This window comes from Mycobacterium sp. NPDC048908, from assembly GCF_043197955.1.
In the GTDB taxonomy this organism is placed as follows: domain Bacteria; phylum Actinomycetota; class Actinomycetes; order Mycobacteriales; family Mycobacteriaceae; genus Mycobacterium.
Map to the genome: position 1 here is coordinate 402,843 of NZ_JBICUE010000003.1, position 17,091 is coordinate 419,933.

The following is a 17,091-nucleotide window of genomic DNA, read 5'->3' on the forward strand; positions in this document are numbered from 1 at the left end:
GTGCGTGTGTCCCCAGAACCCAATCGCGAATGGGCGGTCTGCGTGTACTGCGCGTCCGGGCCAACGCATCCGGAGCTGTTGGCGTTGGCCGTCGAGGTCGGCGAGGCGATCGCCGAGCGCGGCTGGACGCTGGTGTCCGGCGGCGGCAACGTGTCGGCGATGGGCGCGCTCGCCAGCGCGGCCCGCGCGCGCGGTGGCCGCACCGTCGGCGTCATTCCCAAGGCACTGGTGCACCGGGAGGTGGCCGACACCGACGCCGACGAACTCGTGGTGACCGACACCATGCGCGAACGCAAGCAGGTCATGGAGGACCGCGCCGACGCGTTCATCGCCTTGCCGGGAGGCATCGGCACCCTCGAAGAGTTCTTCGAAGCCTGGACAGCGGGCTATTTGGGTATGCACGACAAGCCGGTGGTCATGCTCGACCCGATCGGGCACTACGACGGCCTGCTGGCGTGGTTGCACGGGCTGGTCGACAGCGGTTATGTCGCCCAAGGTGCGCTGGACCGATTGGTCGTCGTCGACGAGGTAGCCGCGGCGATGGCGGTGTGCGCACCGGCCCAGTGACCATGGTCACTAGGGTGTGGCACAACAGAACAGTGGAGGGGACGCACCGAACATGAGTGACAAGGGGACTCGCAGCAGCGTCGGGTTGCTCGACATCGCCAGTCAGGTACCGGGTCTGCTGATGGACCTACCGACCATCTTGAGTGGGGTGATCACCGGATTCGGCGCCCGCCCGTCGGCCAAGACGTCCATCGGCAAGGTTTTCCAGGACCGAGCGGCCCGCTACGGCGACAAGGTGTTCCTGAGGTTCGAGGACCGCGAGATCACCTACCGGGAGGCCAACGAGACCGCCAATCGGTACGCCGCCGTGCTCGCGGCACGCGGGGTCGGCCACGGCGACGTCGTCGGCATCATGCTGCGCAACTCGCCGGAACCGGTCCTCCTGATGCTCGCCGCGGTCAAGTGCGGCGCCATCTCCGGAATGCTGAATTACCACCAGCGCGGCGACGTCCTCAAGCACAGCCTGGGACTGCTTTCGGCGAAGGTCGTCGTCGCCGACTCCGAATTCGTCGACCCCATTCATGAAAGCGGCGCCGACACCGACGGTCTGGTGACGCTCGACGAATTCAACCGTCTCGCCGAAACCGCACCGACCGGTAACCCGGCCACCGCGTCGGCCGTCCTCGCCAAGGACAAGGCGTTCTACATCTTCACCTCGGGCACGACCGGCATGCCGAAGGCCAGCGTGATGACGCACTACCGGTGGCTGCGGGCGCTGGCCGGGTTCGGCGGTCTGGGGATGCGGTTGAACAGCAACGACACCCTGTACTGCTGTCTACCGCTCTACCACAACAACGCGTTGACGGTCGCGTTGTCGGCTGTGCTCAACGGGGGTTCGACACTGGCACTGGGCAAGTCGTTCTCGGCGTCGAAGTTCTGGGACGAGGTCATCCGCTACAACGCAACCGCTTTCGTCTACATCGGCGAGATCTGCGCGTATCTGCTCAATCAGCCGGAGAAGGACACCGACCGCAAGCACAAAGTGCGGGTGATCGCCGGAAACGGCCTGCGCCCTGCGATTTGGGACGATTTCACCAAGCGGTTCGGGATCGCCCGAGTGTGCGAGTTCTATGCCGCCAGCGAGGGCAACACCGCATTCGTCAACGTGCTCAACGTCGACAAGACGACAGGCATCTGCCCGACGCCGGTGGCCTTCGTCGAATATGACTCGGAGACAGGCGATCCGGTGCGCGACGACAACGGCCGCGTCCGCAAGGTGCGCAATGGCGAACCCGGACTGCTGCTGTCAAAGGTCAGCAGCTTCCAGCCGTTCGACGGTTACACCGACAAGGAAGAGTCCGAGAAGAAGCTGGTGCGCGACGCCTTCAAGGACGGCGATGTGTGGTTCAACACCGGCGACTTGATGCGCTCGCAGGGCTTCGGGCACGCGGCGTTCACCGACCGGCTCGGCGATACCTTCCGATGGAAAGGCGAGAACGTGGCCACCACCGAGGTCGAGGCGGCGATCTCCACCGACCCGCAGGTCGAGGAGGCGACGGTGTTCGGGGTCGAGGTGGAGGGCGCCGGCGGCAAAGCGGGCATGGCGGCCATACAGCTCAAGGAGGGCGAGGAGTTCGACGGCAAGGCGTTGGCAAAAGCGGCTTACGACAAATTGCCCGGTTATGCGGTGCCGCTGTTCGTCCGCGTCGTCAAGGAGTTGGCGCACACGTCGACGTTCAAGAGTCAGAAGGGCGACCTCCGCAAGGAGGGCTACGGCGGCAACACCGGCGAGGGTGACGAAGAAGCCGACAAGATCGAAGACCCGATCTACGTGCTGGCCGGCCGCGACGAGGGCTACGTCGAGTTCTATGACGAGTACCCGAAAGAGGTCGCGGACGGCAAGCGGCCCAAGAACTAGCGATTCCGGTCAGTCGTAGACGATCACCGCGCGGCCGAGCACATCGCCGCGAGCGATCGATTCCAGCGTCTCGTTCACGTCGTCGAAGCGCGAGCACTTCTTTGAGATCGTTGTAGCTTCCCCAGAACGAGCCGAAGTACGTGAACTCCCTCGCCACCAACGGAAACAGCGGAATGTCGACGCGGTTGCCGATCAAGCCGACGGAAGCCACCGCGCCCTCGGTCGCCAGTAGCGAGAACGCCAGCCGGATGGAGTCCTCGGAGCCCGCGCATTCGATGACCGCGTCGAGTTCGGGGCGCCCGGTGAGCGCCTCCAATTCCGAGCGCACCGATTCGGCCGTCTTGTCCCGAACGTTGATCGCGTGGTCCGCGCCGTTGTCGAGGGCGATCTTCAGCTTCTCCTCGCTGCGCGCGAACGCCACGACGTCGGCGCCGCCTCCGAGAAGTTTCGCGTACTGGGCGGCATAGCTGCCGAGACCACCGACGCCGCTGACGGCCACGGTTCTGCATGCGCCGAGATGTCCCGCATCACGCAGTTTCTTCAGACCGCGATAGGGGGTGAGCCCGGCGTCGGTGAGCGGTGCCAGATGCTCCGGTGTGAGGTCGTCGTGCCGCGGCACCTTGATCAGGTAGCGGTAGTTGACCGGGAGGTACTCCTGGTAACCGCCGTGGAGTCCGAAACCGGACCAGGTGCCGTGCGCGCACAGTTGCTCGAGGCCGTCGTGGCACTGCCTGCACACGCCATCGCCCCAACTGCCGTAAACGACGACCTGGTCACCCTCCGCGAGACCGGACGCCTTCGGCACGTCCGGCCCGACGCTGTCGACCCAGCCGGCGACCTCATGACCCGGGGTGATCGGAAACGCCATGTCGAGCCCGGTGTTGAAGTAGCCGTCGATCAGTTGGAAGTCGGTGCGACACATCCCCGCGCCGCCCACCTTGACGAGCACCTCCTCTGGACCCACCGATGGAATCGGAATCTTCATTCGGGCGGCGCGCATCGGCCTGTGCAGCGATTTGTGGAGTCTCAACCGCGCTGAGCGCGGCCCGCGCTCCACAAATCGCACGCCCGTAGCCTGGAAGGCGTGCTGTCCACCTTCTGCGGTCGTCCGGTGGCCGCCGATCGCGCCTTGATCATGGCGATCGTCAACCGCACACCGGACTCGTTCTACGACCGCGGTGCCACCTTCACCGACGAGGCTGCCAAGACGGCGGCGCACCGGGCGATCGAGGACGGCGCCGACGTCGTCGATGTGGGCGGCGTGAAGGCCGGGCCGGGCGAGACGGTGGGAATCGACGAGGAGATCGTCCGCGTCGTGCCATTCATCGAGTGGCTGCGCGCCACCTTTCCCAATCAGTTGATCAGCGTCGACACCTGGCGTTCCGAGGTGGCCAAGCAGGCCTGCGCGGCCGGTGCCGATCTGATCAACGACACCTGGGGCGGCGCCGATCAGGCCCTGCCCGAGGTCGCCGCCGAATTCGGGGCAGGGTTGGTGTGCTCGCACACCGGCGGAGCGACACCCCGGACGCGGCCGTTCCGGGTCAACTACGGCATCTCCGAACGCGGCGTCGTCGACGACGTGATCGCGGAAGTGACCGCGGCGGCCGAGTGCGCCGTGGCGGCAGGTGTGGCCAGGGATGCGGTGCTGATCGACCCGACCCACGATTTCGGCAAGAACACTTACCACGGTCTTAGTTTGTTGCGCCATGTGAAAGACCTTGTAAACACTGGATGGCCGGTCCTGATGGCGCTGAGCAACAAGGATTTTGTCGGGGAAACTCTGGGTGTGGAATTGACCGAACGCCTGGAAGGCACCCTGGCCGCGACGGCTCTGGCCGCCGCAGAGGGGGCTGCCATGTTCCGCGTGCACGAAGTCGGTCCCACGCGGCGGGTGCTGGAGATGGTCGCGTCGATTCAGGGCGCACGTCCACCGGCGCGGACAGTGAGGGGACTGGCATGACTGTGATCATGGAGCCGACGCCCGGCTCCTCAGGAACGGACGTCGTCACCGGCAGATGGCTGGACGACCACACCTGGAACCGGCCGTCGTGGACGGTCGCCGAACTGGTGGCCGCCAAGGCCGGCCGCACGATCTCGGTGGTGCTGCCCGCGCTCAACGAGGAAGAGACGGTCGGCAGCGTCGTCGAGACCATCACGCCGCTGCTCGGCGGGCTGGTCGACGAGTTGATCGTGCTCGACTCCGGATCCACCGACGAAACCGAGATCCGCGCGATCGCGGCGGGCGCCAGGGTGGTCAGCCGCGAGGTCGCGCTGCCGGAAGTCGAACCGCAACCGGGCAAGGGGGAAGTGCTGTGGCGGTCGCTGGCCGCGACCACCGGCGACATCATCGTGTTCGTCGACTCCGATCTGATCGACCCCGATCCGATGTTCGTGCCCAAGCTGGTCGGCCCTCTGCTGACGACCGACGGCGTGCACCTGGTGAAAGGCTTCTACCGGCGTCCGCTGAAGGTGAGGGGCAGCGAGGACGCCAACGGCGGCGGCCGGGTCACCGAACTGGTCGCTCGCCCGCTGCTGGCGTCGCTGCGGCCAGAACTGAGCTGCCTGCTGCAACCGCTGGGCGGCGAATACGCCGGCACCCGCGAACTACTCACCTCGGTACCTTTCGCGCCGGGCTACGGCGTGGAAATCGGGTTGCTGATCGACACCTACGACCGGCTCGGACTTGACGCGATCGCCCAGGTCAACCTCGGCGTGCGCACCCACCGCAACAGGCCGCTGACCGAACTCGCATCGATGAGCCGCCAGGTCATCGCGACCCTGCTGTCGCGCTGCGGTGTGCCGGATTCCGGGGTGGCGCTGACGCAGTTCTTCGCCGACGGCGACGACTACACCCCGCGCACATCATCGGTGTCGCTGGCCGACCGGCCGCCGATGAACACGCTGCGCGGTTAGCGACCTGTCGGAGCCATCCGGCAATATCGTGGCGTGACCCTGGTTTTGCTCTACCTCGTGGTGCTGATCTTGGTGGCCGTGGTCTTGTTCGGCCTTGGCAGCGTGCTGTTCGGCCGCGGCGAGTCGTTGCCGCCGCTGCCGCGCGCCACCACCGCCACCGTGTTGCCGGCCTCTGGCGTCACCAGCGCCGACGTCGACGCCGTGAAGTTCACCCAGACTGTGCGCGGCTACAAAACCAGCGAGGTGGACTGGGTACTCGACCGACTCGGACAGGAACTCGACCTGCTGCGGGGTCAACTCGCTGCGGTGCGGGCCGCCCACGGCGTCGAGGACGACAGCGACCAAACAGAGGAACACGTCGAGGGTGGCGCCCACGCATTGCCAAGCGGCGAGGATGATTCGTGACCGACGACGGCCGCACCCGGTGCGGCTGGATCGACCAATCACGTTTGGCCCCAGCCGATTTCATCCTGTACCGGGACTATCACGATACGGAGTGGGGTCAGCCGCTGCGGGATTCGGCCGCGCTGTTCGAACGGATCAGCCTCGAGGCGTTCCAAAGCGGTCTTTCCTGGTTGATCATCCTTCGCAAGCGGGAGAACTTCCGCCGCGCGTTCCACAGGTTCGACGCAGGGCGCATCGCCCGCTACACCGAACGCGACGTCGACCGCCTGATGGCCGACACCGGAATCGTGCGCAACCGAATGAAGATCGAAGCGACCATCGCCAACGCGCGCGCGGTCGCCGATCTGGATGTCGATCTCGGCGAGTTGCTGTGGTCGTTCGCGCCGCCGGACCGAGCACAGCGGCCAAGACCCGCCGACCTGTCCGAGGTGCCCGCGGTGACGCCGGAGTCGACCGCGATGGCCAAGGAATTGAAACGCAGAGGCTTCCGATTCGTCGGCCCCACGACGGCCTACGCGTTGATGCAAGCCACCGGGATGGTCGACGACCACACCGTCGACTGCTGGGTACCAACCATCAAAGCCGCATGATATTGACGGTCATGGCCGGGTCTTTGCACACCGGACGCCGCGGATAGGGAACAATAGGGGGAAGATCAACAGCCCGAGCGGGGCCAACTCATGTGGAGGGAGCACTCGATGGCGGCGATGAAGCCCCGGACCGGCGACGGTCCACTGGAAGCAACCAAGGAGGGGCGCGGCATCGTGATGCGGGTACCACTGGAGGGCGGCGGGCGACTCGTCGTCGAACTGACGCCCGAAGAGGCGGCCGCTCTCGGCGACGAACTCAAGGGCGTCACGAGCTAGGTCGTACCGCCTAGGAAGACACTTTTCGGTAGATCTCCAAAGTCTGTTCGGCGATATGCGCCCATGAGAATTCTTGGATGCAACGCTGGCGTCCTGCGTGGCCGTACTGGCGGGCCCGGTCCGGGTCGGCCACCAATGAGTTGACCGCATCGGCGAGTTGGCGCTCGAACAGTCCTGGGTCGCCCGCGTCGTAGTGCACGAGCAGCCCGGTCTGACGGTCCGCGACCACCTCCGGAATGCCGCCGACATCGGAGGCGACCACCGCCGTCGCACACGCCATCGCCTCCAGGTTCACGATGCCCAACGGCTCGTACACCGATGGGCAGACGAAAACGGTAGCGGCGGAGAGTATTTCGCGGATCTTCCCGATGGGAAGCATCTCACGAACCCAATGCACGCCGCTGCGAACAGCCGCCAGCTCCTGCACGGCCGAGGTCACCTCGGCTGCGATTTCGGGGGTGTCCGGGGCGCCCGCGCACAGCACCAACTGGATCTCGGGTGCGAAGTGATGCGTCGCCGCGATCAGATGCGCGACGCCCTTCTGCCGGGTGATCCGCCCGACGAAGGCCACGATCGGCCGGGTCAGGTCGACGCCGAGCTCGGCGAGCACCGAGCCGCTGGGCTCCGGCTCGGCCGGATACCAGACATCGGTGTCGATGCCGTTGCGCACCACGTGCACCCGGTTGGGATCGAGCGCGGGATACGTCTTCAGCACGTCGTCGCGCATGCCGGAGCTGACCGCGATCACCGCGTCGGCCGCCTCGACCGCCGTCTTCTCCACCCACGACGACACGCGGTAGCCACCGCCGAGCTGTTCGGCCTTCCACGGCCGCATCGGCTCGAGCGAATGCGCGGTCAGCACGTGCGGGATGCCGTACAGCAGCGCGGCCAGGTGGCCGGCAAGCCCGGTGTACCAGGTATGCGAATGCACGACGGTGGCGTTCGACGCTCCGTTGACCATGTCGAGGTCCGCCGACAGCGTCGACAACGCCGGATTGGCGCCCTTGAGAGCCGGATCTGGCTGGTGGACGAACGCCCCCGGTCGCGGTGCCCCCATGCAGTGCACGTCGACCTCACACAGGTGGCGCAGCTGCGCGACGAGTTCGGTGACGTGGACGCCCGCCCCGCCGTACACCTCGGGTGGATACTCCCGAGTCATCATCGCCACCCGCATAGTCACGACCGTAGTAGCTGTCGAAGGTTTAATCGACCGCCAGAACGCCAAATACCTTGACTGACAAAACCGATCAATAGCACTCAATGGCTGGCAGCCACGTGCACCTGCGGATAGGTTTGATCCATGAGGGAGTTGCCACACGTCCTTGGCATCGTCCTGGCCGGCGGGGAAGGCAAGCGGCTTTACCCGCTGACCGCCGATCGCGCGAAACCAGCGGTTCCGTTCGGGGGCGCGTACCGGCTGATCGACTTTGTGCTGTCCAATCTGGTGAACGCCCGATACCTGCGCATCTGCGTGCTGACGCAATACAAGTCGCATTCGCTGGACCGCCACATTTCGCAGAACTGGCGGCTGTCCGGGCTGGCAGGCGAGTACATCACTCCGGTGCCGGCCCAGCAGCGGTTGGGGCCGCGCTGGTACACGGGGTCGGCGGACGCGATCTATCAGTCGCTGAACCTGATCTACGACGAGGACCCCGACTACATCATCATTTTCGGCGCTGACCACGTGTACCGGATGGATCCCGAGCAGATGCTTCAGTTCCACATCGAAAGCGGTGCGGGGGCCACGGTGGCCGGAATCCGGGTGCCGCGCGCGGAGGCCAGCGCCTTCGGCTGCATCGACTCTGACGAATCCGGGCGCATCCGTGGCTTCATCGAGAAGCCTGCCGATCCGCCGGGCACCCCTGACGACCCCGAGTCGACGTTCGTGTCGATGGGCAACTACATCTTCACGACCAAGGTGCTGATCGACGCGATCCGGGCCGACGCCGACGACGACCACTCCGATCACGACATGGGCGGCGACATCATCCCGCGCCTGGTTTCCGACGGCATGGCCGCCGTCTACGACTTCCACAACAACGAGGTGCCCGGCGCCACCGAACGCGACCACGGCTACTGGCGCGACGTCGGAACGCTGGACGCGTTCTACGACGCCCACATGGACCTGGTGTCGGTGCACCCGGTGTTCAACCTCTACAACAAGCGCTGGCCAATCCGCGGCGAGGCGGAGATGCTTGCGCCCGCCAAGTTCGTCAACGGTGGTTCGGCGCAGGAGTCGGTGGTGGGCGCGGGCAGCATCATTTCGGCCGCGTCGGTTCGCAATTCGGTGCTGTCGTCCAATGTGGTGGTCGACGACGGCGCGATCGTCGAGGGCAGTGTGATCATGCCGGGCACCCGGGTCGGCCGGGGCGCGGTGGTGCGCCACGCGATTCTCGACAAGAACGTCGTCGTCGGACCCGGCGAGATGGTCGGTGTGGACCTGGAGAAGGACCGCGAGCGGTTCGCGATCAGCGCAGGGGGAGTGGTCGCGGTCGGCAAGGGCGTCTGGATCTAACCCGGTGCCGCTTGACGTCGCCGCCGCCGCCGCACGATCCGCACCACGGCCCACGCCAGCGCGATGACGACGGCGAGCACCAGCACGGGTATCAGGATCGCCAGGAACACCAGGCCCACGCTGGCGACGTCTTCGATCGTGGACAGCACCGGCGCGGCCACCCCGGCGGTGGCGATGTTGGCGGCGGGCCGCACCGTCGACTTCGCCAACGACACCACCAGCGCGGTGACCACCCCGATCGCGACCGGGATCCATTGACCCGATTGCGCGAACGCCCCCGGATCGGTGACCGCGGACGTCTGGGCGGCGGTGCCGGACCCGAACACGATGCCGCCTGCTGTCGGCCGAACGAACGTCTGGATCGCGTCGTTGACACTGTCGAGCGCGGGAACCTTGTCCGCGACGATCTCGGCAACGAGCAACGTCGCGACGATCGTCATCACCCAGCCGTTCTCCAACCATGCCCAGCCGTGCGGCAACGTGACCAGATCGGTGAACCGCGACAGCAGGCCCAGCGCCAGCAGCGGGATGTACGCGTTCAGCCCCGCAGCGGTGGCCAGCCCGAAGCCGGTCAACAGTTCCACATACCGATTATCAGTCCAGCACGGCCAGACGAAACCGACTCAGCCGTTGCGGATCGGCGACGATGTCGATCTGCGTGATCGCGTCGCCTGCAATCACGAAGCGCAGCACCAGCGCCAGCTTGCCGTTGGGGGCGACGACGATGCCCACTGCGTCGTCTACCAACGCAGACTCGGCGAACCGCGCGTTGGCCGAGAACGCCTGCGCATTGGCGGCGACCGTGCGGGCCCCGCGGAATGTGGTCGGGGTGCCCGCAGCGGCGGCATCCACATGCAGTACCACGTCGCTGTCGAGCATCGCGAGCAGCGCATCGAAATCGCCGTTGCGGGCGGCGGCGAGGAATGCGTCCACGAGCCTGCGTTGATACGCGAAATCCGTTGCGGCGCCCGGGGCTTTACCGCGGACCCGGCGACGGGCCCGCGACGCGAGCTGGGCGGCGGTGCTCTCGGTCCTGCCGACGATCGGTGCGATCTCGGCGAACGGCAGGTCGAACATGTCGTGCAGCACGAACGCGAGGCGTTCGGCTGGGCTCAGGGTCTGCAGAATGACCAGCAGTGCCACTCCGATCGAGTCGGCCAGGACCGCCTCGCCTTCCGGGTCGACGGATTCATCGGCGGCGACAAGCGCTTCGTCGAGCGGTTCCTCGGCCCGCGCCCTGCGCGCCCTCAGCATGTCGAGGCAGACGTGCGCCACGACCGTGGTCAACCAGCCGCGCAGATTGCGTACATCGCTGACATCGGTGCGCTCGAACCGCAGCCACGCCTCTTGGACGGCGTCGTCGGCCTCGGTCAGCGAGCCCAACAGCCGAAAGGCGACCGCGCGCAGATGGGTGCGGTGCTCCTCGAACAGTTCCACGGGCATATCGCACCTCCTGCTGTCATATTGCGCCGCTGCGGGCCGTCACGGTTATGACGGATGAGTGCTCGGCGACATGACAGGGAGGACCGATATGACGGCGCTGAGGGCGGTTTTCGTATTGCACGGCCTGATCACCCTGGCAGGCGCGGCAGTACTGATGGTGTTTCCCAGGGCCATTCCGGCGATGGTGGGCATCACCATCACGAAGCCCGACTACCTGCTCGTTTACCTGGTCGCCGCGGCGGAACTCGCCGTCGCAGTGCTGTCGTTCGGCGCAAGCCGCATCACGGATCGGCCCGCGCTGGGTCTGATCGTGACGACGGTGGTGGTGCTGCACGCGACAAGCGGCGTCCTCGACGTCGTCTACATGACACTCACGGCACCGAACGCGACCATGATCTGGAACACCGGCTTGCGGTTCGCGGTCGTCGCGGTGTTCCTCGTGGTGTGGTCGGCCGCGCGTCGTCACCAGACGCCTGGCACCAACCGGTAGTGCACTCGCTGGGCGTATTCGTCGTACCCCGTGAGATCGGAAGTCAGCGCCTTCTCCTCGTCGAGAATGCGCGCGGCAAGCACAGCCAATCCGGGAAGCACCAACATCAGTGCCCAATACGAACCGAGCGCAAGCGGAACACCGATCATCAGCACGACGTTGCCGGAGTACATCGGATGGCGGACAACGGAATACATACCGGTCGACACCACTTTCTGGTCGGCTTCCACGTTGATGTTCGCCGCGGCATAGCCATTCTGGATCGTCGTTCCCATCGCGATCAGCAGGCCGACACCGACCAGGACATCGCCGACGACGGAGACGGCGGCCGGCACCGATGACCAACCGAAGCGGTAGTCCAGAACGCTCACCACGATCATCGCTGCCAGCGTGAGAAACGCGAACGTGATGATGAGTTTCTGCAACGGCCGACTCTCCGCCGCGGGACCGGCCCGCATACGTCGTTGCAAGGCAGCGGGATTGGTGGCGGCGAGGTACACACTGGGGATCAGTGTGGCAGCGGCGAACACCGCGATGAACGCCCAGCCCCGCCAGTAGTCGAAGGTTCCGGCGGGCGCGAACACCAGCAGCAGGAAGATGCCGAATCCGACGATCGACGTTGCCACCGATTGAATGGCCGTCTTCATTGCTCGCTCCTCACCACACACCGGGTATCAGTCGGGAGCGCACCTTCTGGGTGTACTGCTGGTAGCCCGTCAGTTCCTCCGCCAGTGCCTTCTCCTCGTCGAAGATTCGCGCGGCGAACAGGACCAGGTAGAAGCCATCGATCAGCAACGCCCAGAACGACCCGAGCGCAAGCGGAACGCCGATGAGCATGACCAGCGCGCCGAAGTACATCGGGTGCCGGACCAACCCGTAAAGGCCGGTGGAGATCACCGCCTGGTCCGCCTCGACCGTGATATTCGCTGCGGCATAGACGTTTTGGTTGACGACAACCATGGCGATGCTGAGCCCCGCCACCACCAGCAGGTTGCCGATGGCGACCACCGGGGTCGGGACGTGCGACCAGCCGAATCGATGGTCGAGCGCCGAAACCACAAGCAGCGCAGCGAACGCCAGCACGATGCCCGCGCTGATGACCTGCTGGGCAGGCCTGGACTCGTGGCGCGGGCCTGCGTTCATCCGCCTGCGCAACACCGCGGGGTTGGTCAGGCCGATGTACACCGTGAAGATCACCGACAACACCAGGTAGATGCCGAGGAACACCCACGCCTCCCAGTAGTCGAACGTGCCCGCCGGCCAGAACAGCGCCAGCGCGAACAACCCGAAACTGAGCAAGGACGTAACCGTCACCTGTAGTGCGGTCTTCATATCATCACCTCATAGAGCGTCGCGGTTGCGATACATCCACCCGGCCATGAGCGTCAGCGCCGCGGCGGCGACCACCATGACCGTGAGCGCGACGGCCGAATAGTGCGACGGCGCCGTGGTGCGGCCCACCGGCGACAGGTCGATCAGCCATCGCGGCAACCTCAGCAGTGCACCGAGATAGAGCGATGTGACGACGAATGTCACTGCCAGCCAACCGATCCAGGTGCTTCGGACGGCGACGGCCAGAGCGGCGACGCCCGCGATGACCGCCATGGCGGGCACGTAGGCCAGGCCCGCGAGCGTCAACCTCGCGATCGTCGCGGGCTCACCGAGCGTGAGGCCCGCGCCCAGCCCGTTGCCGAGGCCGGCGAAGAACATCAGCACAACCGACCCGATCAACGCGGCCGCCACCGTGGTCAGCAGCCATCGCCACCGCGACACCGCACCCGCCAACACGGCCTCACCAAGTCCCGATTGCTCGTCGCTGTAGACCCGCAGCACGGCACTGACCACATATGCGGTGGCGGCCGCCGCGAGGAATTGCGTCATCGTCGTGTAGACACCGTCGTTACCCTGCGCGGCAAGCACCCTGGCAAGAAGCTCGTTGTCCTTCGCGGCGTCGAGCAGCGACTTGGTCATCGAGCCGAATGCCAAGCCTGCCAAGAACAATCCGACCGTCCAGCCGACGGCCTGGCCGCGCTGCAGCGTGAGATGCAAACCGAGAACACCTCTGATCGGGCGCGCGTTCGGCTTCTCCCCGGTGGACGGCATGACGCCGTCGTCGTACTGCCTGCGGCTTTCCAGCCAGGCCGCCAGTGTCATCAACGCCAGGGCGAGCGCGACCAGAAGCGCGAACGGCCACCAGCGCAGGTCGACGAACGGGCGCATCTGCTGAGCCCACGCGATGGGGGAGAACCAACTCAGTGCGGATCCGGAATTGTTGATGACGTCTCCGATGCCGCGCACCAACGCGGCCGCGGCCAAGGCGCCCATCGCCGCTCCGGTCGCGGCCCGGGCCTGGCGCCACAACTGCGCCGTCACGGCGGCCGCCGCCCCGAACACCATGGCAACGCCGGTGATTCCGAGGCACATCGCCGCGGTGTCGACCACCCGGAACCCGGTCGATGCCATCGCCAGCGTCATGGTGACCGCGAGGACGGCATTCACACCGCCAACGAGGATCAACGCGGCATACGTGCGGGCGTGGCGGCCGACCACTGACGACAGCACCAGTTCGGCGCTGCCGTTCTCCTCCTCGGCACGGGTGTGCCGAATGACGGTGGTGATGGCCAGGATGGACGCCGTGACGATCAGCGTGAGCATCAGTTCGTTGGCCATCATCACGCCGAGATCGGTCTCGTTGCCGCCGAACATTGGTCCGCCCAACATCATTCCCGCGGGTGTCTTGAGCAGGTTGACCCGCGCCAATCGCTGCGCCTCTTCTGGATACGCCAGCTTGATCGCGTTCGGGGCGTACACCATCATCAGCGTCAGGACCGCGACCCATACCGACAGCCGGATCCGGTCGCGGCGCAGCGCAAGCCGTAGCAGACCCGTGGCCCCGGTCAACGGCGAGCCAGGCGCGACGGCCTCATGCCTGCCCGCGACCGCCGTTGTCATCGGTTCACACCCTGATACTCGCGCAGGAAGAGATCTTCCAACGAGGCAGGCGTCACCGTGAGTTCCTCAATACCGAGTTCGGTGAGGTGTTCCATCACGAAGTCCAGATCGGTGCGGTCAACCGAGAAGCGGGCCTCGGCGTCTTGGGAGGTGAAGTCGTGCACATACGGAACCTGTTGCAGCGCACGGGCGTCGCCGCGAGTGCGCACGGCGATGGTGGTCCGCATCAAATGCCGCAGTTCGCCGAGGGGTCCCGATTTCACCGCGCGACCGGCGCGGATGATCGTGACGTTGTCACACAGTTTCTCCACCTCGGCCAGGATGTGGCTGGAGAGCAGCACCGCGGCACCCCGGTCGGCGACCTCTCTGACGCACGACTGAAACGCCTTCTCCATCAACGGATCCAGCCCCGACGTCGGCTCGTCGAGAATGTACAACTCAGCGTTGGTGGAGAACGCCGCGACGATTGCCACCTTCTGCCTGTTGCCCTTCGAATAGGTGCGCGCCTTCTTGTGCGGATCGAGTTCGAATCGCTCGATCAAAAGATCGCGGCGCCGCGTGTCGACGCCGTTGCCACGCAGCCGAGCAAGAAAGTCGATGGCCTGAAGCTCGGTCAGGTTGGGCCACAACGTCACATCGCCGGGCACGTAGGCGATGCGCCGGTGCAATGCGACCGCGTCACGCCACGGATCGCCGCCGAGCAGTTGAACGGTGCCGCCGTCGGCCCGCAGCAGGCCGAGCAGCACCCTGATGGTGGTGGACTTGCCCGCTCCGTTCGGGCCGAGGAAGCCGGTGATGTCACCCGGCGCGACAGTCAGGTCGAGGCCGTCGAGCGCCTTGGTGCGGCCGAAAGACTTCGACAGTCCCCGGATTTCGACAGCTTGCTGCGACCGTGGGGTATCAGCCCGTTGCAGGGATGCCGCCGTCATTGTGCTCTCCTTCATTGGATGTGAACGGAATGCCTTTTTCACGTGCCTCGAGGAATGCGTCGTACATGGTCGAGTCGGTCATCAGGCCCTCGGTGTAGAGCTCGAGAGCGGGCAACACCATCTGTTCGCCGTAATCGCGAAGGACTGCGCGTAAATCGGTTGGGTTGTCGTGCATCTGGATGAACAGGAAGAATCCGCCGCCGCCGGTAAGTCCCATGAACTTGGCGCGGGCGCGCGGGTCGCGGCTCGGCTTGAGCAGGCCGTTGCGGACGCCTTCTTCGAGGTATCCCTCGGCGTTGTCAATCATCCTCTGCCACAGCATTTTTGCCAGGTCGCTGCCGGACTGCATGCTGCGGACCAGGTAGGCCATCATCGGCGCGTATGAATCGATCTCGGCCATCAGTCTGAACCACTCGGCCGGATCACTGGTCTGCATCGATGCCGACTTGCCGGTGCGGATCTCCTCGGCGATGTAGTCGTCGCACGCCTTGTGCAGGCCGTCCTTGGATCCGAAGTGGTGGATGACCAGTGCGGCGGAGACGCCCGCCTTCTCGGCGATGGTTCGAAGCCCGACGTTGAACCCGTGTTCGCCCCACTGCTCGATCGCGGCATCGCGGATTCGGGCGACGGCGGTGCGGTCATCCTGTGCTGAACGCATGTTCAGTACGCTAAACGCGCGTTCAGTGGATCGTCAAGCACCGAGGCCGTAAGAGATTCGTAAAGAGCGAGTTGTTCCCGACACCGGGCGAGTTCGCTGGATAGTTTCTCCACGTCATGTGTGGCTTTGCGGGAGGACGGCGGCTGAGTGGGAAGAGCGATCGGGGAGATCCTGCCGTTGGCGGTGGCACTGGCGGCCGGGCCGCTGCCGATCATCGCGATCATGCTGATCCTGGTTTCGCAGGACGCGAAGGCGAAGGGTATCGGCTTCGCGTCCGGCCGCGTCGCGGGTCTTGCGCTGATCGTCGCTGCCGGGTTGGTGATCTTTTCGCTGGTCGACGATCCGGCGTTGGCGGACCACAGCCACCCACGGCCGGCGATGTCGGTGGCCAGGATCGTGATCGGCGTCGCGTTGATCCTGCTCGCCTGGCGGAACTGGCGGCGGCGTAACGAGCCCTCGAAACCAAGCCCGCTGACGCGCCGGGTGGCTGCGCTGACCGCCAAGGGGTCGGTGGGCCTGGGGATGGTGCTGAGTGTCGTCGACCCGGCGAGCATCTCGCTGGGGCTCCTTTCCGGCGTGGACATCGCGGCCGCGCGGTTGCCGGTTCCGACGGCGGTGATCGTGGCGTGCGCGTTCATCGTGTTGGCGACGGTGACGGTCACCGTGCCGTTGGCGGCCTATCTCGTCGGCGGGCAGGCCGCGCGTGACCGCCTCGTCGGCATCAAGGTGTGGCTGGAGACCAACGAGAAGGCGGTGATGGTGGTGTTGTTCCTGCTGGTCGGCGCGATGCTGATCGGCCGAGGGATACGGGACCTAGCCGCCGGGTGACTCCGCGTCGCGGGCGGCGGCGAGCAGGCCGTCACCCAGCGGGATGAGCACGGGCGTCAGCCGCTCATTCTCGGCGATCAGCCGCGCCGCTTCGCGTACCGCGACGACTTCCGCATCCTTGGCATTCGCGTCACCCGCGCGTCCGCCAAGGGCCGCCCGATGCACGACGATCGCGCCCCCTGGCCGCAGCAGCCGAACCCCTTCCTCGACGAACTGCGGCTGGTCGATCGGATCGGCGTCGATGAAAACCAGGTCGTAGGACTCGTCGGCAAGTCGTGTGAGCACTTCCTGCGCCCGGCCGACGATCAGACGCGTCCGCGACGGGCCCACACCCGCCTCGGTGAACGCCTGCTTGGCCAGCCGCTGATGCTCCGGTTCGACGTCGATCGTGGTGAGCACGCCGTCCTCACGCATACCCGAGAGCAGCCACAGGCCGCTGACACCGGCACCCGTGCCCACCTCGACCACTGCCTTGGCCGCGGTCAGCTTGGCCAACACGCAGATCAGCGCGCCGACAGCCGGCGTGACCGCGCCGGCGCCGATGTCGACGGCCCGCTCGCGGGCCGCGGCGACGATCGCATCCTCGGAGATCGAGCCCTCGGCGTGGCTCACGATCGACTCGGGCCGGCTTTGCGGTCCGATGATGTCGTCGATGCCGGCCATGCCC

At 66.0% G+C, this 17,091-nt stretch carries 19 protein-coding genes and 1 pseudogene; 10 read left to right on the top strand and 10 right to left on the bottom strand.

The genetic code is table 11. The features are described from left to right. Positions 1-6: 6 nt before the first annotated feature. Both ACGFK1_RS10870 and fadD6 read left to right on the top strand, forming a co-directional pair. Positions 7-567, top strand: coding sequence for a TIGR00730 family Rossman fold protein (locus tag ACGFK1_RS10870; protein ID WP_393428259.1), 561 nt, complete (start codon positions 7-9; stop codon positions 565-567). A gap of 52 nt (positions 568-619) precedes the next feature. Beyond that, positions 620-2,425 (top strand): long-chain-acyl-CoA synthetase FadD6, encoded by a 1,806-nt coding sequence (gene fadD6 / locus ACGFK1_RS10875; protein ID WP_393428260.1) that lies wholly within the window; start codon positions 620-622, stop codon positions 2,423-2,425. A 145-nt stretch (positions 2,426-2,570) separates the two neighbouring features. Here fadD6 and ACGFK1_RS10880 read toward each other — a convergent pair. After that, positions 2,571-3,425: pseudogene (locus tag ACGFK1_RS10880) on the bottom strand (alcohol dehydrogenase catalytic domain-containing protein); the annotation flags it as partial. Positions 3,426-3,560: 135 nt separating this feature from the next. Between ACGFK1_RS10880 and folP the strand changes: the two are divergent. The 5 genes from folP to ACGFK1_RS10905 all read left to right on the top strand — a co-directional run bounded on the left by folP (position 3,561) and on the right by ACGFK1_RS10905 (position 6,609). Further along, positions 3,561-4,385: a dihydropteroate synthase gene (folP, locus tag ACGFK1_RS10885; protein WP_393428474.1), complete on the top strand. Its 825-nt coding sequence runs from the start codon at positions 3,561-3,563 to the stop codon at positions 4,383-4,385. Between the two features lie 8 nt (positions 4,386-4,393). Beyond that, positions 4,394-5,338, top strand: coding sequence for a glucosyl-3-phosphoglycerate synthase (locus tag ACGFK1_RS10890; RefSeq protein ID WP_393428476.1), 945 nt, complete (start codon positions 4,394-4,396; stop codon positions 5,336-5,338). Between the two features lie 33 nt (positions 5,339-5,371). Next, entirely contained in the window at positions 5,372-5,743 is a 372-nt protein-coding gene (locus ACGFK1_RS10895) for a DivIVA domain-containing protein (protein ID WP_393428261.1), read from the top strand. Further along, positions 5,740-6,333: a DNA-3-methyladenine glycosylase I gene (locus ACGFK1_RS10900; protein WP_393428262.1), complete on the top strand. Its 594-nt coding sequence runs from the start codon at positions 5,740-5,742 to the stop codon at positions 6,331-6,333. The genes ACGFK1_RS10895 and ACGFK1_RS10900 overlap by 4 nt, the downstream gene beginning before the upstream one ends. Positions 6,334-6,441: 108 nt before the next feature. Continuing rightward, positions 6,442-6,609, top strand: coding sequence for a DUF3117 domain-containing protein (locus ACGFK1_RS10905; protein WP_003931055.1), 168 nt, complete (start codon positions 6,442-6,444; stop codon positions 6,607-6,609). Positions 6,610-6,619: 10 nt separating this feature from the next. Here the strand turns inward: ACGFK1_RS10905 and glgA are convergent, their stop codons facing one another. Next, a complete protein-coding gene (glgA, locus tag ACGFK1_RS10910; RefSeq protein WP_393428263.1) occupies positions 6,620-7,783 on the bottom strand; it encodes a glycogen synthase in 1,164 nt (387 codons plus the stop codon). A 126-nt stretch (positions 7,784-7,909) separates the two neighbouring features. Here glgA and glgC point away from each other — a divergent pair, with 126 nt between their 5' ends. Then, a complete protein-coding gene (glgC, locus tag ACGFK1_RS10915; RefSeq protein ID WP_393428264.1) occupies positions 7,910-9,124 on the top strand; it encodes a glucose-1-phosphate adenylyltransferase in 1,215 nt (404 codons plus the stop codon). On the opposite strand, the gene ACGFK1_RS10920 is transcribed toward glgC, so the two are convergent. Together ACGFK1_RS10920 and ACGFK1_RS10925 are read right to left on the bottom strand one after the other, a co-directional pair. Next, positions 9,121-9,708, bottom strand: coding sequence for a DUF4126 domain-containing protein (locus tag ACGFK1_RS10920; RefSeq protein ID WP_393428265.1), 588 nt, complete (start codon positions 9,706-9,708; stop codon positions 9,121-9,123). The two genes, glgC and ACGFK1_RS10920, sit on opposite strands and share 4 nt — an antisense overlap. Positions 9,709-9,718: 10 nt before the next feature. Then, positions 9,719-10,567 carry a sigma-70 family RNA polymerase sigma factor gene (locus ACGFK1_RS10925; RefSeq protein ID WP_393428266.1) on the bottom strand — a complete coding sequence of 283 codons (849 nt, stop codon included), beginning with the start codon at positions 10,565-10,567 and terminating at the stop codon, positions 9,719-9,721. A gap of 88 nt (positions 10,568-10,655) precedes the next feature. Between ACGFK1_RS10925 and ACGFK1_RS10930 the strand changes: the two genes are divergently transcribed. Continuing rightward, complete coding sequence (locus ACGFK1_RS10930) at positions 10,656-11,057, top strand: hypothetical protein (protein WP_393428267.1); 402 nt, start codon at positions 10,656-10,658, stop codon at positions 11,055-11,057. Here ACGFK1_RS10930 and ACGFK1_RS10935 read toward each other — a convergent pair. Genes ACGFK1_RS10935 through ACGFK1_RS10955 form a run of 5 tightly spaced genes read right to left on the bottom strand, consistent with a single transcriptional unit; the run spans position 11,030 to position 15,596 of the window. Then, positions 11,030-11,704 (bottom strand): methyltransferase family protein, encoded by a 675-nt coding sequence (locus ACGFK1_RS10935; protein WP_393428268.1) that lies wholly within the window; start codon positions 11,702-11,704, stop codon positions 11,030-11,032. The genes ACGFK1_RS10930 and ACGFK1_RS10935 overlap by 28 nt on opposite strands. A gap of 10 nt (positions 11,705-11,714) precedes the next feature. Next, positions 11,715-12,389 carry a methyltransferase family protein gene (locus ACGFK1_RS10940; RefSeq protein ID WP_393428269.1) on the bottom strand — a complete coding sequence of 225 codons (675 nt, stop codon included), beginning with the start codon at positions 12,387-12,389 and terminating at the stop codon, positions 11,715-11,717. 9 nt (positions 12,390-12,398) lie between these two features. Continuing rightward, positions 12,399-14,009 (bottom strand): ABC transporter permease, encoded by a 1,611-nt coding sequence (locus ACGFK1_RS10945; RefSeq protein WP_393428270.1) that lies wholly within the window; start codon positions 14,007-14,009, stop codon positions 12,399-12,401. Further along, positions 14,006-14,938 (bottom strand): ATP-binding cassette domain-containing protein, encoded by a 933-nt coding sequence (locus tag ACGFK1_RS10950; protein WP_393428271.1) that lies wholly within the window; start codon positions 14,936-14,938, stop codon positions 14,006-14,008. The genes ACGFK1_RS10945 and ACGFK1_RS10950 overlap by 4 nt, the downstream gene beginning before the upstream one ends. Then, positions 14,910-15,596: a TetR family transcriptional regulator gene (locus ACGFK1_RS10955; protein WP_393428272.1), complete on the bottom strand. Its 687-nt coding sequence runs from the start codon at positions 15,594-15,596 to the stop codon at positions 14,910-14,912. Before ACGFK1_RS10955 ends, ACGFK1_RS10950 begins: the two co-directional genes overlap by 29 nt. Before the next feature lie 147 nt (positions 15,597-15,743). Between ACGFK1_RS10955 and ACGFK1_RS10960 the strand changes: the two genes are divergently transcribed. Beyond that, the gene (locus tag ACGFK1_RS10960) at positions 15,744-16,424 is read left to right on the top strand and encodes a GAP family protein (protein WP_393428273.1); all 681 of its coding nucleotides are present in this window, start codon (positions 15,744-15,746) and stop codon (positions 16,422-16,424) included. Here ACGFK1_RS10960 and ACGFK1_RS10965 read toward each other — a convergent pair. Further along, the gene (locus ACGFK1_RS10965; protein WP_393428274.1) at positions 16,410-17,087 is read right to left on the bottom strand and encodes an O-methyltransferase; all 678 of its coding nucleotides are present in this window, start codon (positions 17,085-17,087) and stop codon (positions 16,410-16,412) included. The two genes, ACGFK1_RS10960 and ACGFK1_RS10965, sit on opposite strands and share 15 nt — an antisense overlap. Between the last annotated feature and the right edge of the window lie 4 nt (positions 17,088-17,091).